This is a genomic window from Sphingobium sp. GW456-12-10-14-TSB1 (genome assembly GCF_059424385.1).
Genome location: NZ_JBWKZI010000001.1, coordinates 3,012,716 through 3,029,269, shown reverse-complemented (window position 1 = coordinate 3,029,269; position 16,554 = coordinate 3,012,716). Strand labels below are relative to the sequence as shown.

Below are 16,554 nucleotides of genomic sequence, written 5' to 3'. Positions count from 1 at the left end.
CGCGAGGCCTCTCGCAAGCAGAGGCGGAAGTCGGGCGAAAGACGCCTGACGCTTAACGGCCTGTCTCGAAATGGCTCCTTGGCACATCGATCGAAGCGATAAGCCGTCGAGATCATGCGGCAGGCAAATGCAAACTCTGAAACTGGCAAATGGTTTATGCACTGGACAAAGCCGGACGCTTCTTGGACAGACAATGCTGTCCTGCAACAAGGCGACCGACGCTGATGACGCAAATGCTTTCGGCAAACTCCGCACGACGGCCCGCCATGGCCGGCGGCACGCGTGCGCATAGCAATCTGGAACTGCGCTATGCCATCGGGATAGTCGTCTATATCCTGCTCTATCCAGCGCTGCTGTCCGCGCTCGCGGGCAATTGGGCAGGCGCGATCGAACAGCGCGAGGAAGGGTCAGCGATCATCCAGCTGCTCAGCATCGCGGTCTATGGCCCCGCCCTGTTCATCATGATCGCACGCTTTGGCGAAGTGCTGCGCTATCTTCGCCCGGCCTGGCCACTATTGCTGTTGCTCGTGTGGGCGGGCGCTTCGATTATGTGGTCCGTTCAGCCCGATGCGGCCGTCCGCCGCTTTTTCGCCCTTATCCTCTTCAGTCAGGCCGTGTTGTTCGTCGCAATGCAGCAACGGCACGAACAATGGCTGCCGATCATGGCGAAGATCTGCTTTGCAGTGCTGGTCATCAACGTGATTTCGCTCGCGATTCCCGGCGTAGGGTTCAATTTCGTCGGCAAATATGCTGAAAGCGGGTCGATCCGCGGGATCTACCCAGGCAAGAATTATTTCGGCCCGGTACTGGCCTTTTCCATGCTGGTTTTCGCGACACAGGCCTTCGCGACAAAGGGTTCCACCCGCCGTCGATGGGCGGCGGTCGTGCTGGTCAGTCTGGTGATGCTCTTTTTCTCCAACTCCCGTACGCCCTTGATCGGCTTTGTCGGCGGGCTCGGCGCCATGTGGCTTACGCGCTTTGTCGTGATGCCCGAAGGATGGCAGCGGCGCCTCACCTTGCAGTTGCGCGCAGGACTGTCGGCCTTTGCCCTGTTCGGCACCATCGTCGTGCTGCCATCGCTGATGATCGGATTGCTGACGCTGCTGGGGCGCGACCTGACTCTGTCGGGCCGTACGCGTCTGTGGGATTATGCTTATGCCATCGGCATCAATCGCCCAATGATGGGGGCCGGATACAAGACCTTCTGGGTCGACAAGCTGACGGCCAATCTGCGTGACTTCCATGCGCATTGGTCGGAAGGTTCAGCGACCATGGCGATGACGGCGAACGGCCATAACGGCTATCTCGACATGTGGCTGGAGCTGGGAATGGTGGGGCTGGTTTGTTTCCTGTTCGCCTGGTTCATCCTTCTGGCGCGCAGTCTGCGCAACATCCGGCAGACCCGTGATCCCGCCAACCTGTTCCACATCGGCGTATGGGCATATTATTCCATATATAGCATCACCGATTCCAACATTCTGACACATTCCGACCTTAGCTGGTTCTTTGTGACCTATTGCTTCCTGACGCTGGGCATTGCGTCCTATCGGACGCGCCCGCGCCAGGTGCAAAGTTGAATATGGCTGCTCTCATGACCGTTCCCAATCTTATCGTGGCTGGCTCGCAGAAATCAGGCACGACATCCTTGTGCGCAGCGCTGGAGCAGCATCCCGACTGCTATCTTTCCAATCCCAAGGAACCCAACTTCTTCTCGCGCGCCGTCAACGAACAGCGGCTTGCAAGCTTCAGTCGCTGTTTCCGCGGCGTTCCCGACGATGCGCCGGTCGTTGTGGACGGCACGACCACCTATATGGCGGACCCGGCCATAGCTGAGCGGATTTACCGCATGCTGGGCCCCGACACAAAATTCATCTTCGCCCTGCGAAGCCCGCGCAAGCGCGCCTATTCCGGCTTTCTCCACATGCTCAAGCGGGGGCATGAACGCCGCACCGCACAGGAGGCCTTCCTCTCCCTGCCCGACGATCCCGTGTCCGCGGTTCAGGCTGAACGGGCCAATGTCGAAGTTGCCGCGGCTGCCCGCCAAGTCGTCGCCGGCCCCTATGTGCGCCAATATGATGATGTGCTGTGGAATTTCCGCTATCTGACCAACAGCCTGTTTGCCGACCAGATCGAACCGTTTGAACGTCTGTTCGGTCAGGACAATATACTGATCCTGTTGTTCGAGGATATGGTGGCCGATTTCATGTCCGAACGGGCGCGGATCGCTGCATTTCTGGACATTCCAGAACAGGGTTTGCCCCAAACTCTGCCGCGCGAGAACCAGACCCGCATGCCGGACACCGGCACATTATGGGGCAGGATCGACGAGCAATTGCGCCGTATCAAACGGGGCAATTTCGTTTTTGTGCGCAAAGCGGAAGGGCAGGCGCCGTCCCGCGCGCCATCCGATGTCGATAGCAAGCTGACGCGTCTGACCGACAGCGAAGTCGCGGTTTGGGAACAGAGACTTGGTCGTGATTTACGGGCGATAGGGTGGTGACCGGCAACAGTAAGGTTACCGTTGTTGACTCACTTCTGCCGCGATGCAAGAACCCTGATTTCAGGGCATCTCATCGTGTCAGAAAGTAAATCTTTCACCACGATGACGATGGACAAATATCAGGTCGGCGCAAAGTCGGCGCAAAGGAAGCAACGATGACAACGGCTGAAGGCCAATATGTAACGCCTACAGAAGACAGCCCAATTGATCTGCGCACTTTGTGGCTGATCATGCTGCGCAGGCGGATACCCTTTCTCATCGTGGCGACGGTCGTGCTGGCAATCGGCTTGGCCGTCGCGCTGATCATCCCCAGCACATATGTCAGCTCAACCAGCGTGTTGATCGAACGTCGATCGACCAATGTTGCAGAGGGGCAGTCGATCGTATCGAGTTTGCCTGCTGATTCGGCTGCGGTCGATACCGAAGTGCAGGTTTTGCGTTCGCCCGACCTTGCCCGTCGCGTCGCCGAGAAACTCCATCTGGACCGCGATCCGGAATTCAACCCCAGACTGCGCGATCCCGGATTTGGCGAATGGCTGGGCGGGCTGTTCGGCAAATCCCCCCCGCCTGTGCGGCCGGGGTTGGATGTCGTCACCAACTCGCTGCTCAATCACATGTCGGTCGGGCGACAGGGCCTGACCTATGTCATCAACATCAGCGTTTCGTCGCGCTCGCCCCAGACCGCAGCCGACATAGCCAACGCAACAGCGCGCGAATATCTGGCGCAGCAGGCCGAATATAAGCGATCAGTCGCCGAGAAGGCGCAAAATTTCTACACAGAGCGCATGCGCGCGCTGAGCACGGATGTGCAAAGCAATGCGTCCAGTGCGTCCTCCATTCGGGCGCGCACCGGCATTACCAGCGGCTCGAACCCCTCTTCCTATGACGAGCAGACCATCGCGGACCTGCGGCGGCAACATTCCGAAGCGTCCGCCAGCCTGGCCGCCAAGCGCGCGCGTTACAATGCCGCCAGCCGTTCGCAGAACAATCCGTCGTCATTGCCCGACGTGCTCGCATCGCAAGTCATCCGCGACCTGCGCTCGCAGCGCGCCAAAATCGCGGTCGATGCGTCGCAGGCCACTACACGCTATGGTGAAAACCACCCCGAAGTGGCGCGGACCCGCAACCAGCTGGCCGAAATCGATGCTGAAATCGCGGCTGAAACGCGCCGGATCGTTTCCGGCCTGGCGGCCGAAGTCAGCACCGCGCAGCAGGAAGTCGCCAGCCTTGGCGCCGCGATCGCCCAGCAGCGATCGGCCGCAATACGCAATTCCGACGCATCGGTGACTGCCCGGAAATATGACACGGACGCCGACGCATCGCGCGCAGTCTATGAAGACCTGGCCAAGCGTCGCAAGGAAACCGTCGCCACGGACGAACTCGCCACGCCAGACGCCAGCATCGTCTCTGTCGCTTCGCCGCCCAATTCGCCCAGCTCGCCCAACCGGCCTTTGCTGATCCTGCTGACGCTTGCGGCCGCTCTCACCTTCGGGTTGCTGGCGATCATCATCGCAGAGCTGCTCGATGTGAAGATCAGCTCCGGTGAAGATGTGAAACGCCATCTGGGGCTCAATCGCATCGCATCCATCCCTGGGGTGAGCCCAAAAAACTATAACGAGCATCTGGCGCGTCTTGTCTATGAAAAGCCCCAGTCGAGCTTTTCTGAAGCAGTCCGGGCGCTCAACATGACGCTGCGCGGCGGACATGCCAAGCAGGCCCTGCCGACTGGACAGGTGATCGTCATCACATCCGCCCTGCCGCATGAAGGCAAGACGACCATCGCGACATCGCTGGCCCTGTCCATAGCCAAGGCAGGCAGCCGCGTATTGCTGATCGACGCCGACGTGCGCCGGCCGCAGGTCGCCGCATCATTGGGGATCGCGACGCCCGAACATGGCATAGCCGAAGTGGCCACCGGCAAGATTGATCTGGCGTCTGCCCTGGTGTCCACTGGCACCCCGCTTGATCTGCTGCTGGTCGCCGTGACCGCCAAGGGCATAGACATTTTCTCAAGAGGCCAGTTTTCGGACCTGATCGAGAAGGCCCGCAAGAAATATGATGTCATCGTGATCGATACGCCGCCTGTCCTGGCCGTTAGCGATGCGACGGTCATCGGTCGGGAGGCCGACCATGTGGTGTTCATCACCAGGTGGCGCCGGACATCGCGCTTTGCTGCAAAGGCGGCAGTGGAAGCGCTCAAGGCCAGCGAAGCGCCCTTGTCGGGCGTGGTCCTCAATGCCGTCGACCTCAAGAAGCAGTCGCTCTACGCGGACAGTGATCCGCTGGCCTTCTACGGGGCTTACAAGGCCTATTACGCCAACGAAGAATGATAGACCGCTTCGCTTGGCGCGGTTGAGCCAATCTTGCTGGGCGGGATGTTCTGATAATGGGCATCCCGCCCAAATAGTACGTGCCAAGAGAGTCGAGAGCATGACGCGCGGCGCGAACCAGGCTCGCTCACCGAGGGTGAGTCACCCTGTTCCCCGACACTATGGATTGATGACCTGCGCGCGCCAAGTGCATAGGCTTGGCCGCAATGGAGAAATCGTCAGGGCAGATTGACGATACGGGGCTCATGCCCCTTGTCACCCAGCCAGCCCGTCAGGGCGTCGAACGGCATCGCGATCGTCGCTGTATTGCGTAGCGGATGGACGGCGATCAGCGGCTGATCGTCGAAGCTTGCATCGAACACCACGGTCAATTCTTCGGCTGACGCATTGGGCGCAGCGAGGGGTGAAACCGCGCCAGGTGTGATGTGGAGCAGGCGCTCCATATCGTCCGGCTTTCCGAACGAAAATTTTCCCGCGCCCAGAAGTTCGGCAAAGGCTTTCAGATCGGCACGGCGATCATGCGGTAGCGTGATGAGCCAGAAATGCCCCTTTTTGTCCTTCAGAAACAGATTCTTGGTATGTGCGGCCGGCAGCGCCTCATGGATGGCAGCGCTTTCGTCGACCGTATAGACAGCCGCATGTTCGTGCTTCTGCACAGGGACGCCGCGCGCGGCGAAATCGGCATAAATGTCATCTTCGGTCATCGGCGGCAGGATGACGAGCCGGAATGGCAGCCGCGCGGACAATGGCGTCACGTTTTCCGGACATTTGCGACACATCCCCTCCCAGCCGCAGTGCGGGCATGAGCCAGCAGACCCCTATGCCAGATCGCCAAGCGCCTTCCTCAGATCGCCCAGCCAGGGTTCAAAAGTGTCAAACGGCGTTCAAAAGGGACCCCCGATCGGCGTCGAAGAGGGACCCCCTTTTCAGATAATATGATGCTGGTTTGTTGAAGATGGCCTTGCGCTGCGTGCGGCGGAGGGCGGGCGTAGCCCGACCGGAGGCGCGCGCAGCGCAAGATAGATTTTTGAAGGCGCCGAAGGTGGCTGTCAGCTGCGGTTTTTGAAGCGCCAGCTGTCGTTGCCCGTCTCGACGATATCGCAGTGGTGGGTGACGCGGTCGAGCAGCGCCGTGGTCATCTTGGGATCGCCGAACACGGTCGGCCATTCGCCGAAGGCGAGGTTCGTGGTGATGATGACGCTGGTCCGCTCATAAAGCTTGCTGATGAGGTGGAACAGCAACTGCCCTCCCGAGCGGGCGAACGGCAGATAACCGAGCTCGTCGAGAACGATCAGGTCGAGCCGCGACAGCTGCGCCGCCAGGGTCCCGCCTTTGCCGATCCGGGTCTCCTCTTCGAGGCGTGTCACCAGATCGACGGTGTTGAAGTAGCGGGCGCGAGCGCCCCTTCGCACGACATTGGCGGTGATCGCGATGGCGAGGTGGGTCTTGCCTGTCCCCGTGCCGCCGACCAGCACGATATTGCGGCGAGGCGGGAGGAAGGAGCCATCGTGAAGGGAGCGGATCATCTCCTCATTGATCGGTGTGCCCTCGAAGCTGAACCGCTCCAGGTCCTTCACCACGGGCAGCCTCGCAGCCGTCATCCGATAGCGGATGGAGGCTGCATCCCGGTGGGTCGCCTCAGCACGGAGCAGGTCGGTCAGTATCTCCATGGTGGTGCGCTTGCGCTGGAGGCCGGTGGTGACCGCCTCGTCGAACGCCGCCGCCATGCCCTTGAGTCCGAGGCCGCGCATCGTGTCGATCATATCATGCCGCTGCATCATAGCCTCGCAGCAGATCATAGCGGGCACAGTCGGCGAGCGGAGGATGCTGCAGCATCCGGTCTTCCGAAGTGACGATGCTGTGGGGTGTCGCCGGCTCGCGGCGCCGGGAGAGGATGTTGAGGATCAGCTCGTCGCTGGCCGTTCCGTTCGCCAACGCTTCGCGCACGGCAGCCTCTACCGGCTCCAGGCCATCGGTGAGCACCGCCGAGAGGACCCGCACGAACCTGCGATCGGCCTCGTCCCCGGTGCCGAGCCTTCGCCGTAATCGGTGCAGGGCGGGCGGCAGATCCCAGTCCTGGAACGGTGCGCCGTTACGCAGCGCGCCGGGCTTGTGCGCGAGGACCGGCAGATAATGCCAGGGATCGTATATCGTGCGGTTCCGACCGAAGTGGCGCTCATGCTCCCCGACGATCGCATCGCCGCAGCGTATGACGATGCGATCGGCATAGGAGCGCACCTGAACGGTCCGGCGTGCGGCCGTCGACATGACCGAGTAGCGGTTGCGATCGAAGCTGATGAGGCAGGTGCCGGTGACGGCATGCTCGCTCTCATGGAAGCCGTCGAACGGTGCCAGGATCGGCTGCAGGGCCGGTCGCTCCATATCCAGCGCCTCGGCGACGGTAATATCCCCGCGTTCGGGATGGGCATGATGCTCGGCCCAGCGCCGGCACTCGGCCTCCAGCCACCCGTTGAGCTCGGCCAGGCTGGCGAACCGGAGCCGCGGCTGGAAGAAGCGGCCTCGGATTGTCTGGACCTGCTGCTCGACCTGGCCCTTCTCCCATCCCGCCGCCGGCGAGCAGGCGGTCGGCTCGACCATGTAATGATCGGTCATGATCAGGAAGCGGCGGTTGAACACACGCTCCTTGCCGGTGAACACGGCCGTCACCGCCGTCTTCATATTATCGTAGATACCGCGTCGCGGCACACCGCCGAAGAACGCGAACGCCCGGGCATGGGCATCGAACAGCATCTCCTGGCCCTCGCGCGGATAGGCCCGGACATAGGGTGCGCGCGAGTCGCAGAGACGCATATGCGCCACCTTCACCCGCATCGGCTTGCCGGCGATCTCCACATCCTCGTGGCTCCAGTCGAACTGGTAGGCCTCACCCGGCTGGAAGGTCATCGGGATGAACGCCGGTGCGCCTTCGCCAGCATCCTTCCGCCGCGCAGCACGCCAGCGCGCCGCATAGCGGCGCACCGCATCATAGGATCCATCGAACCCCTCGCGCACCAGCAGGTCATGGATACGCGTCATCCGTAGCCGATCGCGGCGGCCGCGACCTTCGTTCTCCTCAAGCAGCGCATCGAGACGATCCTGATAAGGACCGATCCGCGGCAGCGGCTGGACTTTGCGCTGATAGTTGAACGCCGCCTCCGGCGACCGGATCGCTTTGCGGACGACCTTCCGCGACAAACGAAGGTCACGAGCGATCGCCTTGATCGCCTTACCCGCTGCATGCTCACGCCGAATCCGAACCACTGTCTCCACGATCAACATCCCGTTCTCGCCAACTGATCAAAACCAGTCGGCCGACTAAATCCCCGGGATGAAGGGGTCCTTTTTGCACGCCGATCACCCCACGAAGGGGGTGCCTATTGCACGCTGATCCTCAGCCATGGCGGGCAGCGTCGAACGAGTGGGTGAGAGTACAGAGGATAAGACGCCTGTGCGGAAGACTTCCAGCAATGGACTTCTCCCGCAGGTAGAATGGGACATGCTCGTCGAGCTTGCCGACATCAGTTCGTCAGAGCCTGGCTTTCTGGCCGGCGCTGAGGACGCCGTTCTGTCCAGGCTGGCCAGGCGCGGGTTTTGTGCTGCCATTACTGGCCCTAACAGCAAGCTGGCTTGGTGGCAGATCACTGCATTGGGGACATGCGTCATTAAGCCAGATGAAGAGCAGCTTGCAGCTTGAACTAGGGGGGCCGTCCGAAACAAAATTGCCTGACGGCGGCAATGTCGATCCGAAATTCGGCAATGACCGATCGGCTGAGCACGCCCTACGCGACTAGGCAGAGTAAGCTGAATTTGGCACGAGGATGAGGATGGACCATCAAGACATCCTCTCTGGCTTCATTCGCCTGCATATCCTGCATCATGCTGCCAAGCATGAGATTTTCGGACAGTGGATGATCGAGGAGCTGGCCCATCACGGCTATCGCCTGAGCCCCGGCACGCTTTACCCGATGCTCCATGCGCTGGAAAAACGCGGGTATCTGACTTCTCGCAAGGAGCCGGCGGGGCGCAGCTTCCGGCGACTCTACCGCGCGACCGATGAGGGTCGCGCAGCTTTGGAACTGGGGCGCGAAAGGCTGCGTGAGCTGTTCCGCGAGGTGGTTGCGGACGAGGGCGACGGCTAACCGTTCGCCACGCGTCGGAAAACGCACCAGTTGAATGCTTGTGCGTTGCCCGCGGGGGTGGTGTGTTGCTCGCGCCAACTTTCGGTCAATGCGAATGCCGGCCCGATCTCGGCCGCCAGGGCTGCTGCATCGTAGCGCTGCACCGGCAATCCGCTGCATCGTTCAGGACCTTCGGGCGCGAAGGTTGCGATGATCACCAGGCCGCCGGCTGCCACCCCGGCTTCGAGTGCGCGCCGACAGGCATGCCTCTGCTCTGCTTCAACGAGGAAATGAAACACCGCGCGGTCATGCCAGACATCGAAGCTGCGTTCCGGCGTCCATTTCGTGATGTCGGCGACCACCCATGTCACCATATGTGCGCGGCGGAGCCGAGCCGTGCCTTGGCGGCATCAAGAGCCGGCGCGGCGATATCGAGCACGGTCAGTTCGGACCATCCGTGTCCGACAAGGGAATCGATGAGCGTGGACGCGCCACCGCCGACGTCGATCAAGGAGGCGGACGCGGAGCTTCCGAACTGGTCCAGAATCCGCAATGTCGGTTCGGGCGAAGCCTGATACCAGCTTACATGATCCGGCGCCTTGGTCCGATAGACCTCATCCCAATGCTCCTGTTGTTCGCTCGTCACCGCCATCAATCCTCAGCTTGTGGGCGAACCCACTTCAGTTCGAAGGCCCCAGAGCCTCTCATCGAGCGACCAGCGCCCCGATCCACTGAGCAGCACGAAGACCGCACCCAGGAGCATCGCCCAGTCGGTGCGGGTTTCGTGCGCCATGCTCCAGAAGCCGTAGCTGTCAAGCGAACGGACGTGGAAGATCAGCCAGTCGTGGCCAAGCAGGATCGGAATTTTGGTCGAGACGATCGCCACGATCATGATGACGATGATCGGTACCGAAGCCAGTCGCCCGAACAGGCCGACGAGCAGCAGCAGGCCGCAGCCAAGCTCGAACCAGCCGACCAGCGGGCCGGTAAACTCGGGCCAGGGGATGCCGATCTTGGCGAACCGGCCCGCGCCCAGTATCTCCGGGAAGATCAGCTTCTGGATGCCCTCGGGCACGAACACGCCGGCGAGCAACAGGCGGACGAGGATCGTCCAGCGCCCTTCGCCGGGCGAGAACCAGAATGCGCGGTCGAACATCTATGCCTCCTTCTTCGCCCGGAGCCGGGTAGCGAGTCCATGCCAGATCAGTCCCACGCCGATCAACGCCAGCCCGGCGAGCCAGATGCGCGGAGGAACCCAGAAGGCCAGGAACAGACAGGCGATCAGTCCGGCGATCGCGACCCAGCGCGGGTAGAGTCGGTCTTCCGGTGGAAGCCTCAGCGCGGCAAGATTGGTGATGGCATAGTAGATGAGCACGGTGAAGGCGCTGAACGCCCAGGTCGTCTCGACGCTGCCGATCAGGGCGAGCGCACCCACGGTGACACCGACCAGTATGACGGCGGCCGTCGGCGCCCGGCCATCGCCCGAGAGCCGCGCGAACAGAGGCGACGCATCGCCCTGGCGTCCCATCGCGAGCACAACGCGCGACAGGCCGATGATGAGATTGAGGAGCACGCCGAGCATGGCAGTGATCGCTCCGACCGCGATCAGTTGCGGCAGCAGCGGCGTACCTAGCGCCCGGGCGACGGTTTCGAGCGGTGTGGCGCGCTCGGCCACCGAGCCGGCGAACCGATCGGCGCCGACGATCCCGATCGCGGCGACGGACACGAGAATGTAGAGAACGGCCGTCACCCCGAGCGTGACGATGATCGCGCGCGGGATCGATTTGCGCGGCTCCTTCACCTCCTCGCCCAAGGTCGCGATGCGCCCATAGCCGGTATAGGCGACGAACATCAGCGCAGTCGCGTAAAGGAAGCCATGCAGCGCCGGACCATCGGTCTTCGGAAAGAATGGTGAGAAATTGCCGCTGCCCTTCACGGCTGTCGGCAATCCCAGCACGACGAAGGCGCCGAGCGCGGTCAGGGTCACCGAGACGATGGCGATGTTCATGACGCTCGACCGCTTGAGACCGATCAGCACCAGCAGCGTGAACAGGACGACGGCGCCAAGCGCCAGCCACGGCATCGCTGCCTCGCCGTTACCGACGAGGCGCAGCAGATAGCCGCCGAAGCCGAGCGCGGCAGTCGCTGCCGAGGCGGTCTTGGCGCACAGGAACATCCAGCCAGCGGTGAAGCCGAACGCCGGTGTCAGGTAGCGATAGCCATATTCATAGGTGCCGCCGCTGACCGCATGGGCAGCGGCGAGCTGCGCGCTCGATAGCGCGTTGCAGGTCGCGACCAGCGCTGCGAGCATGATCGCCAGGATCGTGGCCGGTCCGGCCGCGCCCGCGGCGATGCCGATACTGACGAAGACGCCCGTGCCGACCATCGAGCCCAGGCCCATCATCGTCGCGCCGCCGACGCCGAGCTCGCGCCGCAGCCGCTGCGGTTCTTCACCTTTCACCGGGCGCGTCCAGCGGGGGCGGCAAGATCGAACACCGGTTGGTCGTTCATATAGGGCACCTGCTCGGCCTGATGGCAGCCCTGGCATGCCATCTTCGCCCGCTCGAACGCGGCCCAGGCACGTACCGGGTCGGCCGATGTGAAATCGGCTTCGACATCGCTCCATACGGGCTTCAGGAACAGCGCCTCGGCGTTCTCGCGGCGCTTGGGCCGCTTGGCGATGCCGTTCTCGATCGCGGTGCGGATCTTCTCCCAGTGATAGGCGGCGAGCGGATAGTTGTCGCGACTAAGCGCCGTATGGATGCGCTCGAAGCGTTCGCCCACTTCCCACATCGGCTGGTCGAAACCGCGAAGCTGCGTTTGAAGCAGCTTGAAGCGCGCCTCATCATCAGGTGCTGCGAGCAGCCAATCGTTCGGAGATGAGGCGCTCCGCTCGGCTTGATCCGCCTGCGAGCCGCAGCCCCACAGGCTCACGCACAGCACCAGCGAAGACACTAATCGCTTCAAGGCATTGCTCCTCGACATCTTCGCCGATCCGCGTCGGGATAGCATCCACAATATCGGAAGTCGATTTCGATCTTCGTCAATTAGTGAGTTGCGAGTAAATCGCAATATCACTATCGGCAAAGCCAGAATCGAGGCTTCAGGGGGTGATGATGAAATTGAGGAATGCGGGCGCTAGCCGTTTAGCGCTGGCGACAGGGCTCGGACTGTGGTGCGCGCCCGCACTCGCGGAAACGGCTGAGGAGGCCGACGGCGGTCGCGTGATCGACAGCATCGTCGTCACGGGTACGAATACCGACACGCTCGACATCGGCGGCTCGGTCCAGCGGCTCGATACCGCCGACCTGGAAACCTTCTCCTACAATGACGTCAACCGCATCCTGCGGCAGGTGCCGGGCGTCTATATCCAGGAAGAGGACGGCTTCGGCCTGCGCCCCAATATCGGCATCCGCGGCTCGGGCACCGATCGCAGCGCGCGCATCGCGGTGATGGAAGACGGCGTGCTCATCGCGCCCGCGCCTTATGCCGCGCCCGCCGCCTATTATTTCCCGCGCGTCGCCCGTATCTCAGGCGTCGAGGTCGCCAAGGGGCCGGCGGCGATCAAATATGGCCCGATGACCGTCGGCGGCGCGCTCAATCTCTTCTCGACGCCGATCCCCGACGTCGATGCCGGAACCGTGGCCGGCAAGGCCGAACTGCTTGCTGGCAATCACGACGGCCGGCGCGCGCATGGCTGGGTCGGCGGCTGGGCGCCGCTCGGCGGTGGGCTCGAGATCGGCGCGCTCGCCGAAGGGCTCTACGAACATTCGGGCGGCTTCAAGAAGCTCGACATCGGCGGTGATAGCGGCTTCGAGATCACCGACTGGACGGTCAAGCTGGGCCTGCGCTCGACCGACGGGCGGCATGCACTCGAATTCAAGTATCAGAACTACGACGAGACCAGCAACGAGACCTATTTGGGGCTCACCCTCGCCGACTTCGCGGCGTCGCCCTATCGCCGCTACAATGGCAGCCAGGTCGACGTGATGAACGCGAAGCACAAGACCTACCAGCTCAGCCATCGCTTCGAGTTATCCCCTCGCGTCAACCTCACGACGATCGCCTATCGCACCGACACGGCGCGCGCTTGGTACAAGCTCAACGACGTGCGCAACACCGCCAACATGGGCTGGGTGACGATCAGCAGCGTGCTGGAAAATCCCGACGCCAATCCTCTGCAGATGGCCGACCTGATCGGCGCCCCCGCCTTCACCGGGCGCTCCGGCGCGCTGCGCGTGCGCAACAACAACCGCGTCTATCAGGCGACGGGCGTGCAGAGCGTGCTGACCGCCGGGTTCGACACCGGCGCGATCAAGCACACGCTCGAACTCTCCGCCCGCTACCATGAGGACGACGAAGACCGCCTCCAGCAGGACGATCGCTACCAGATGGTCAACGGCCGCATGATCTTGACTGCGGCCGGCGCGCCGGGAAGCCAGGACAACCGTATCGGTGAAGCCAAAGCCTGGGCCTTCTTCATCCGCGATACGATCGACGCCGGGCCTGTCACCCTCGTGCCGGGCTTGCGCTACGAGACGATCGACCTCAAGCAGACGCGCTGGGCGACGACCGATCCCGCCCGATCGGGACCCACCACCGTCGCCAAGTCGAGCGTCGACGTCTTCATCCCCGGCATCGCCGCGACCTGGCGGGTAGCCGATGCGGTCCGTATCGTGGCGGGCGTGCATCGCGGCTTCTCCAGCCCCGCTCCGGGCTCGACTGTCGATCCGGAAACGTCCTGGAACTATGAAGCTGGACTCAAGCTTGGCTCGAACGGCTGGCGCGCCGAGATCATCGGCTTCTTCAACGACTATTCGAACCTGGTCGGCACCTGCACCGCATCCACCGGCGGCAACTGCAACATCGGCGACCAGTTCGAGGGCGGCAAGGTCGACGTCAAGGGCATCGAACTCTCCGCTGGCCGCACGCTCGGCAGCATCGCGGCCGACGGCTTCGAGGTGCCGGTGTCGATGACCTACACCTATACCGACGCCAAGTTCAAAACGAGCTTCACGAGCGGCTATGAACCCTGGGGCGCGGTGAGCGCGGGCGATCATCTGCCTTATATCCCCACGCATCAGATGACGGTGAACGCGGGCCTCGTGACGAAAATCGCCCGGCTCAATGCGGCGCTCAACTGGGTCGGCAAGACGCGCGCCACCGCCGGGCAGGGACCGATCGTCGCTTCGGACCGGATCGACGACCGCGTGCTCGTCGACCTGTCGGCCGAGATCGACCTGCATCGCAACCTGTCGCTGTTCGGCACCGTGCAGAACCTGTTCGATGTGACCTACAACGCCGGCTTCTCGCCCACCGGTGCGCGGCCCGGCGCCCCGCGCCTCGCAATGGGCGGGATTCGCGCCCGGTTCTGACGCCAACGTAAGCCGCCGGGTGCTCGGTCAGCGCGCCCGGCAGCTTAGATGACTGACATCCGACAAGCGAACAGCGCCGGCGATCCGCTGCCCGCCACGAATGCGCTTCCCGGAGTGAGCGGAAGCGCGTCGGGGGATATCATCAGTCCAGCCCGAGCTACTTACCGAGGCTCAAGCGCCTTCGCCGCGATGTAGTAAAGGCTGTGCTGCTCTATGGTGCCCTTGACCAGATGCGCCATCGGCCCCGAAGCGCGCGCGATGACATCCTCGCCGGCATGGGTCTCGGACCCGAGCGGAACCAACGCCTGCTGGCGATAGTCGAGCCCGGTCGTATCCGATCCGAGCGGATCGGCCCGCGGGCCGTCAACCTGTGCTCCCGGACCGTTGGCATAGCCCAAGGTCGTGTAACCCTTCCCGTCCCTGGCTTTGAGCGGCTGCCCGCCGAAAGCTGCTGGGCCGAGGATCGGATTGCCGCGCCCGGGATAGCCGCTGATCGCGAAGCTATGGCTGTGATCGGCCGTCACCAGCACCAGCGTGTCGGCGCGATCGGTCATCTCGAGCGCGGCTGCGACCGCCCCGTCCAGCGCAACCGTGTCTTCGAGCGCGCGGCGGGCGTTTCCGGCATGATGTGCATGGTCGATTCGTCCCGCCTCGACCAGCAGGACATAGCCCGTCTTCCGCGAACCGAGCATGGTGATGGCGGCTCGCGTCATCTCTGCAAGCGATGGTTCCTTCGCTCCGCCGCTCGATCGGTCGGCCTCATAGTGCATGTGATCGGGTTCAAAGAGACCGAGCAGGCGAGGTGTTCGAGCGAAATCCGCTTGCGCGAACTGGCTGCTGTTCCAGACATATGCGCCCTGCGGGTTGCGCCGACGCCACTCCGCAACAAGGTCGCGGCCATCTTTCCGCTTTCCATGCTGCCGGGGATATTCCGGGTCCGCCGCGCTCTCCGGCAGGAAATTGGCGCGTCCGCCACCCAAGACCAGATCAAGGCGCGAGCCGACCTGGCCCTCGATCATTTGCCGCGCAATGTCGAGGCAACCTTCCGCTCGTGCCGATGCGGGAAGGTCTCCGTCTGCCTCCCAGTCGCGTTGCGGCGTGTGGGCATAGGCCGCCGCGGGCGTCGCATGGGTGATGCGCGCCGTGGAGATGACTCCGGTCGCACGGCCCTGGGCTTGCGCGAAACCGAACAGCGAAGGAAGTTGGTGCTGCCGGCTCGCGGCGCAATCGTTCTCGGCGACTTCGGGGCCGATGCCGATCACACCGTTGCGGGTCTTTACGCCAGTAAGGATGGCCGTTGCCGTGGGCGCGGAGTCCGACACCTGGCCATCATGCGAATAGGTTTTGACCAAGGCGGTGTGCGGAAGGCGATCCATCGCCGTGACGAAGGATTCGCCGTCCTTGCCCGCCGACTGCCCCTGATGAATGCGCGCCGCCGTCAGTGTGCTCACGCCCATACCGTCGCCGATGAAGATGATGACGTTGCGCGCTGGCCCTGCGATCGGGGTGTCCTGCGACAACCGCTCAAGCTCGGCCTTCGCCTGAGCCCGATAAGCCTCGCTCGTCTGGGGGTAGGAAGGACTTTCCTGGGCCAGCGTCCCATGCGGGAGCGTAGCTGATAGCGCTGTAGCGATGGCCAAGGTTCGAATGGACAAGATGCTGCTCCTTGTTTCCGGCTCTTCTTTCATCGGCCCGTGACAGATAGGTGACGCGCTTGCGTATCGAGCAGCACAAAGCATGATCGTCCTGTTTGTCCTCGCACGTCTCAACGCTTACAGATGGCAATGCTCGACAATGCGGCAGGTAGACCGACAGAGTATAATCCCGTTTCATTTACCCAGTGTTGGGTCTTCGAAACCGAATGTCGCCCATTCCGCGTGCGAATGCGGAGAGGGCGGTAATGGCGTTCCGTCGGCTTCCACAGCGTCGCCCGAAACCCGGCGCCCATGGAGGGAAGCCTTGGCGATCATATTGGCCGAAATCGGCGCCGTGATGAAGAGGAACAGAGTGATCAGCAGCTCATGCGCTGACCATGATAGCCCGTGCGTCGGAAAATAGAGCATGGAGGCAATCAGGCATCCGCCGACACCGAGCGTCGTCGCCTTCGTGGGGCCATGCAACCGGCTCATCAGCGATGGCAGGCGGGCCAGCCCCCAACTGCCGATCAAGGCGAAAGCGCCGCCCAATATGATCAGGAACGCGATGACGAAATCAAGGACTGCGGTCATTGC

At 62.8% G+C, this 16,554-nt stretch carries 16 protein-coding genes; 6 read left to right on the top strand and 10 right to left on the bottom strand.

What is annotated here, in order from left to right:
* Window positions 1–224: 224 nt before the first annotated feature.
* The 3 genes from AC07X9_RS14820 (at window position 225) to AC07X9_RS14810 (ending at window position 4,830) form a co-directional block, all read left to right on the top strand.
* The gene (locus AC07X9_RS14820; RefSeq protein WP_241763584.1) at window positions 225–1,577 is read left to right on the top strand and encodes an O-antigen ligase family protein; all 1,353 of its coding nucleotides are present in this window, start codon (window positions 225–227) and stop codon (window positions 1,575–1,577) included.
* Window positions 1,578–1,579: 2 nt separating this feature from the next.
* Complete coding sequence (locus AC07X9_RS14815) at window positions 1,580–2,500, top strand: sulfotransferase family protein (RefSeq protein WP_017181768.1); 921 nt, start codon at window positions 1,580–1,582, stop codon at window positions 2,498–2,500.
* Between the two features lie 155 nt (window positions 2,501–2,655).
* A complete protein-coding gene (locus AC07X9_RS14810) occupies window positions 2,656–4,830 on the top strand; it encodes a GumC family protein (protein ID WP_206740604.1) in 2,175 nt (724 codons plus the stop codon).
* Between the two features lie 218 nt (window positions 4,831–5,048).
* Here AC07X9_RS14810 and AC07X9_RS14805 read toward each other — a convergent pair whose 3' ends face one another.
* From AC07X9_RS14805 to istA, 3 genes are all read right to left on the bottom strand, one after another.
* Entirely contained in the window at window positions 5,049–5,585 is a 537-nt protein-coding gene (locus AC07X9_RS14805) for a prolyl-tRNA synthetase associated domain-containing protein (protein WP_244917236.1), read from the bottom strand.
* A gap of 294 nt (window positions 5,586–5,879) precedes the next feature.
* A complete protein-coding gene (istB, locus tag AC07X9_RS14800) occupies window positions 5,880–6,608 on the bottom strand; it encodes an IS21-like element helper ATPase IstB (RefSeq protein WP_031304487.1) in 729 nt (242 codons plus the stop codon).
* Entirely contained in the window at window positions 6,595–8,109 is a 1,515-nt protein-coding gene (istA, locus tag AC07X9_RS14795) for an IS21 family transposase (protein ID WP_021238707.1), read from the bottom strand. Before istA ends, istB begins: the two co-directional genes overlap by 14 nt.
* A 217-nt stretch (window positions 8,110–8,326) precedes the next feature.
* On the opposite strand from istA, the gene AC07X9_RS14790 reads away from it, so the two are divergent.
* Both AC07X9_RS14790 and AC07X9_RS14785 read left to right on the top strand, forming a co-directional pair.
* Entirely contained in the window at window positions 8,327–8,524 is a 198-nt protein-coding gene (locus AC07X9_RS14790) for a hypothetical protein (RefSeq protein ID WP_176342130.1), read from the top strand.
* 130 nt (window positions 8,525–8,654) lie between these two features.
* Window positions 8,655–8,969 (top strand): PadR family transcriptional regulator, encoded by a 315-nt coding sequence (locus tag AC07X9_RS14785; RefSeq protein ID WP_086485911.1) that lies wholly within the window; start codon window positions 8,655–8,657, stop codon window positions 8,967–8,969.
* Here AC07X9_RS14785 and AC07X9_RS14780 read toward each other — a convergent pair.
* The 5 genes from AC07X9_RS14780 to AC07X9_RS14760 are packed head-to-tail and all read right to left on the bottom strand — an operon-like array spanning window position 8,966 to window position 11,903.
* The gene (locus tag AC07X9_RS14780; RefSeq protein ID WP_217884256.1) at window positions 8,966–9,310 is read right to left on the bottom strand and encodes a class I SAM-dependent methyltransferase; all 345 of its coding nucleotides are present in this window, start codon (window positions 9,308–9,310) and stop codon (window positions 8,966–8,968) included. The two genes, AC07X9_RS14785 and AC07X9_RS14780, sit on opposite strands and share 4 nt — an antisense overlap.
* 5 nt (window positions 9,311–9,315) lie before the next feature.
* Window positions 9,316–9,594, bottom strand: coding sequence for a hypothetical protein (locus tag AC07X9_RS14775; RefSeq protein WP_217884255.1), 279 nt, complete (start codon window positions 9,592–9,594; stop codon window positions 9,316–9,318).
* Window positions 9,595–9,606: 12 nt separating this feature from the next.
* Entirely contained in the window at window positions 9,607–10,104 is a 498-nt protein-coding gene (locus AC07X9_RS14770) for a DoxX family protein (RefSeq protein ID WP_086485910.1), read from the bottom strand.
* On the bottom strand, window positions 10,105–11,409 hold the full coding sequence (locus AC07X9_RS14765) for an APC family permease (RefSeq protein ID WP_217884254.1): 1,305 nt from the start codon (window positions 11,407–11,409) through the stop codon (window positions 10,105–10,107).
* Window positions 11,406–11,903, bottom strand: a complete 498-nt coding sequence (locus tag AC07X9_RS14760) for a hypothetical protein (protein ID WP_140159599.1) — start codon at window positions 11,901–11,903, stop codon at window positions 11,406–11,408. Before AC07X9_RS14760 ends, AC07X9_RS14765 begins: the two co-directional genes overlap by 4 nt.
* A gap of 269 nt (window positions 11,904–12,172) precedes the next feature.
* Here AC07X9_RS14760 and AC07X9_RS14755 point away from each other — a divergent pair, with 269 nt between their 5' ends.
* Entirely contained in the window at window positions 12,173–14,323 is a 2,151-nt protein-coding gene (locus tag AC07X9_RS14755; RefSeq protein WP_217884253.1) for a TonB-dependent receptor family protein, read from the top strand.
* Between the two features lie 161 nt (window positions 14,324–14,484).
* On the opposite strand, the gene AC07X9_RS14750 is transcribed toward AC07X9_RS14755, so the two are convergent.
* On the bottom strand, window positions 14,485–15,978 hold the full coding sequence (locus AC07X9_RS14750; protein ID WP_254908084.1) for an alkaline phosphatase family protein: 1,494 nt from the start codon (window positions 15,976–15,978) through the stop codon (window positions 14,485–14,487).
* 174 nt (window positions 15,979–16,152) lie between these two features.
* Window positions 16,153–16,551, bottom strand: coding sequence for a Na+/H+ antiporter subunit G (locus AC07X9_RS14745; RefSeq protein ID WP_086485907.1), 399 nt, complete (start codon window positions 16,549–16,551; stop codon window positions 16,153–16,155).
* Between the last annotated feature and the right edge of the window lie 3 nt (window positions 16,552–16,554).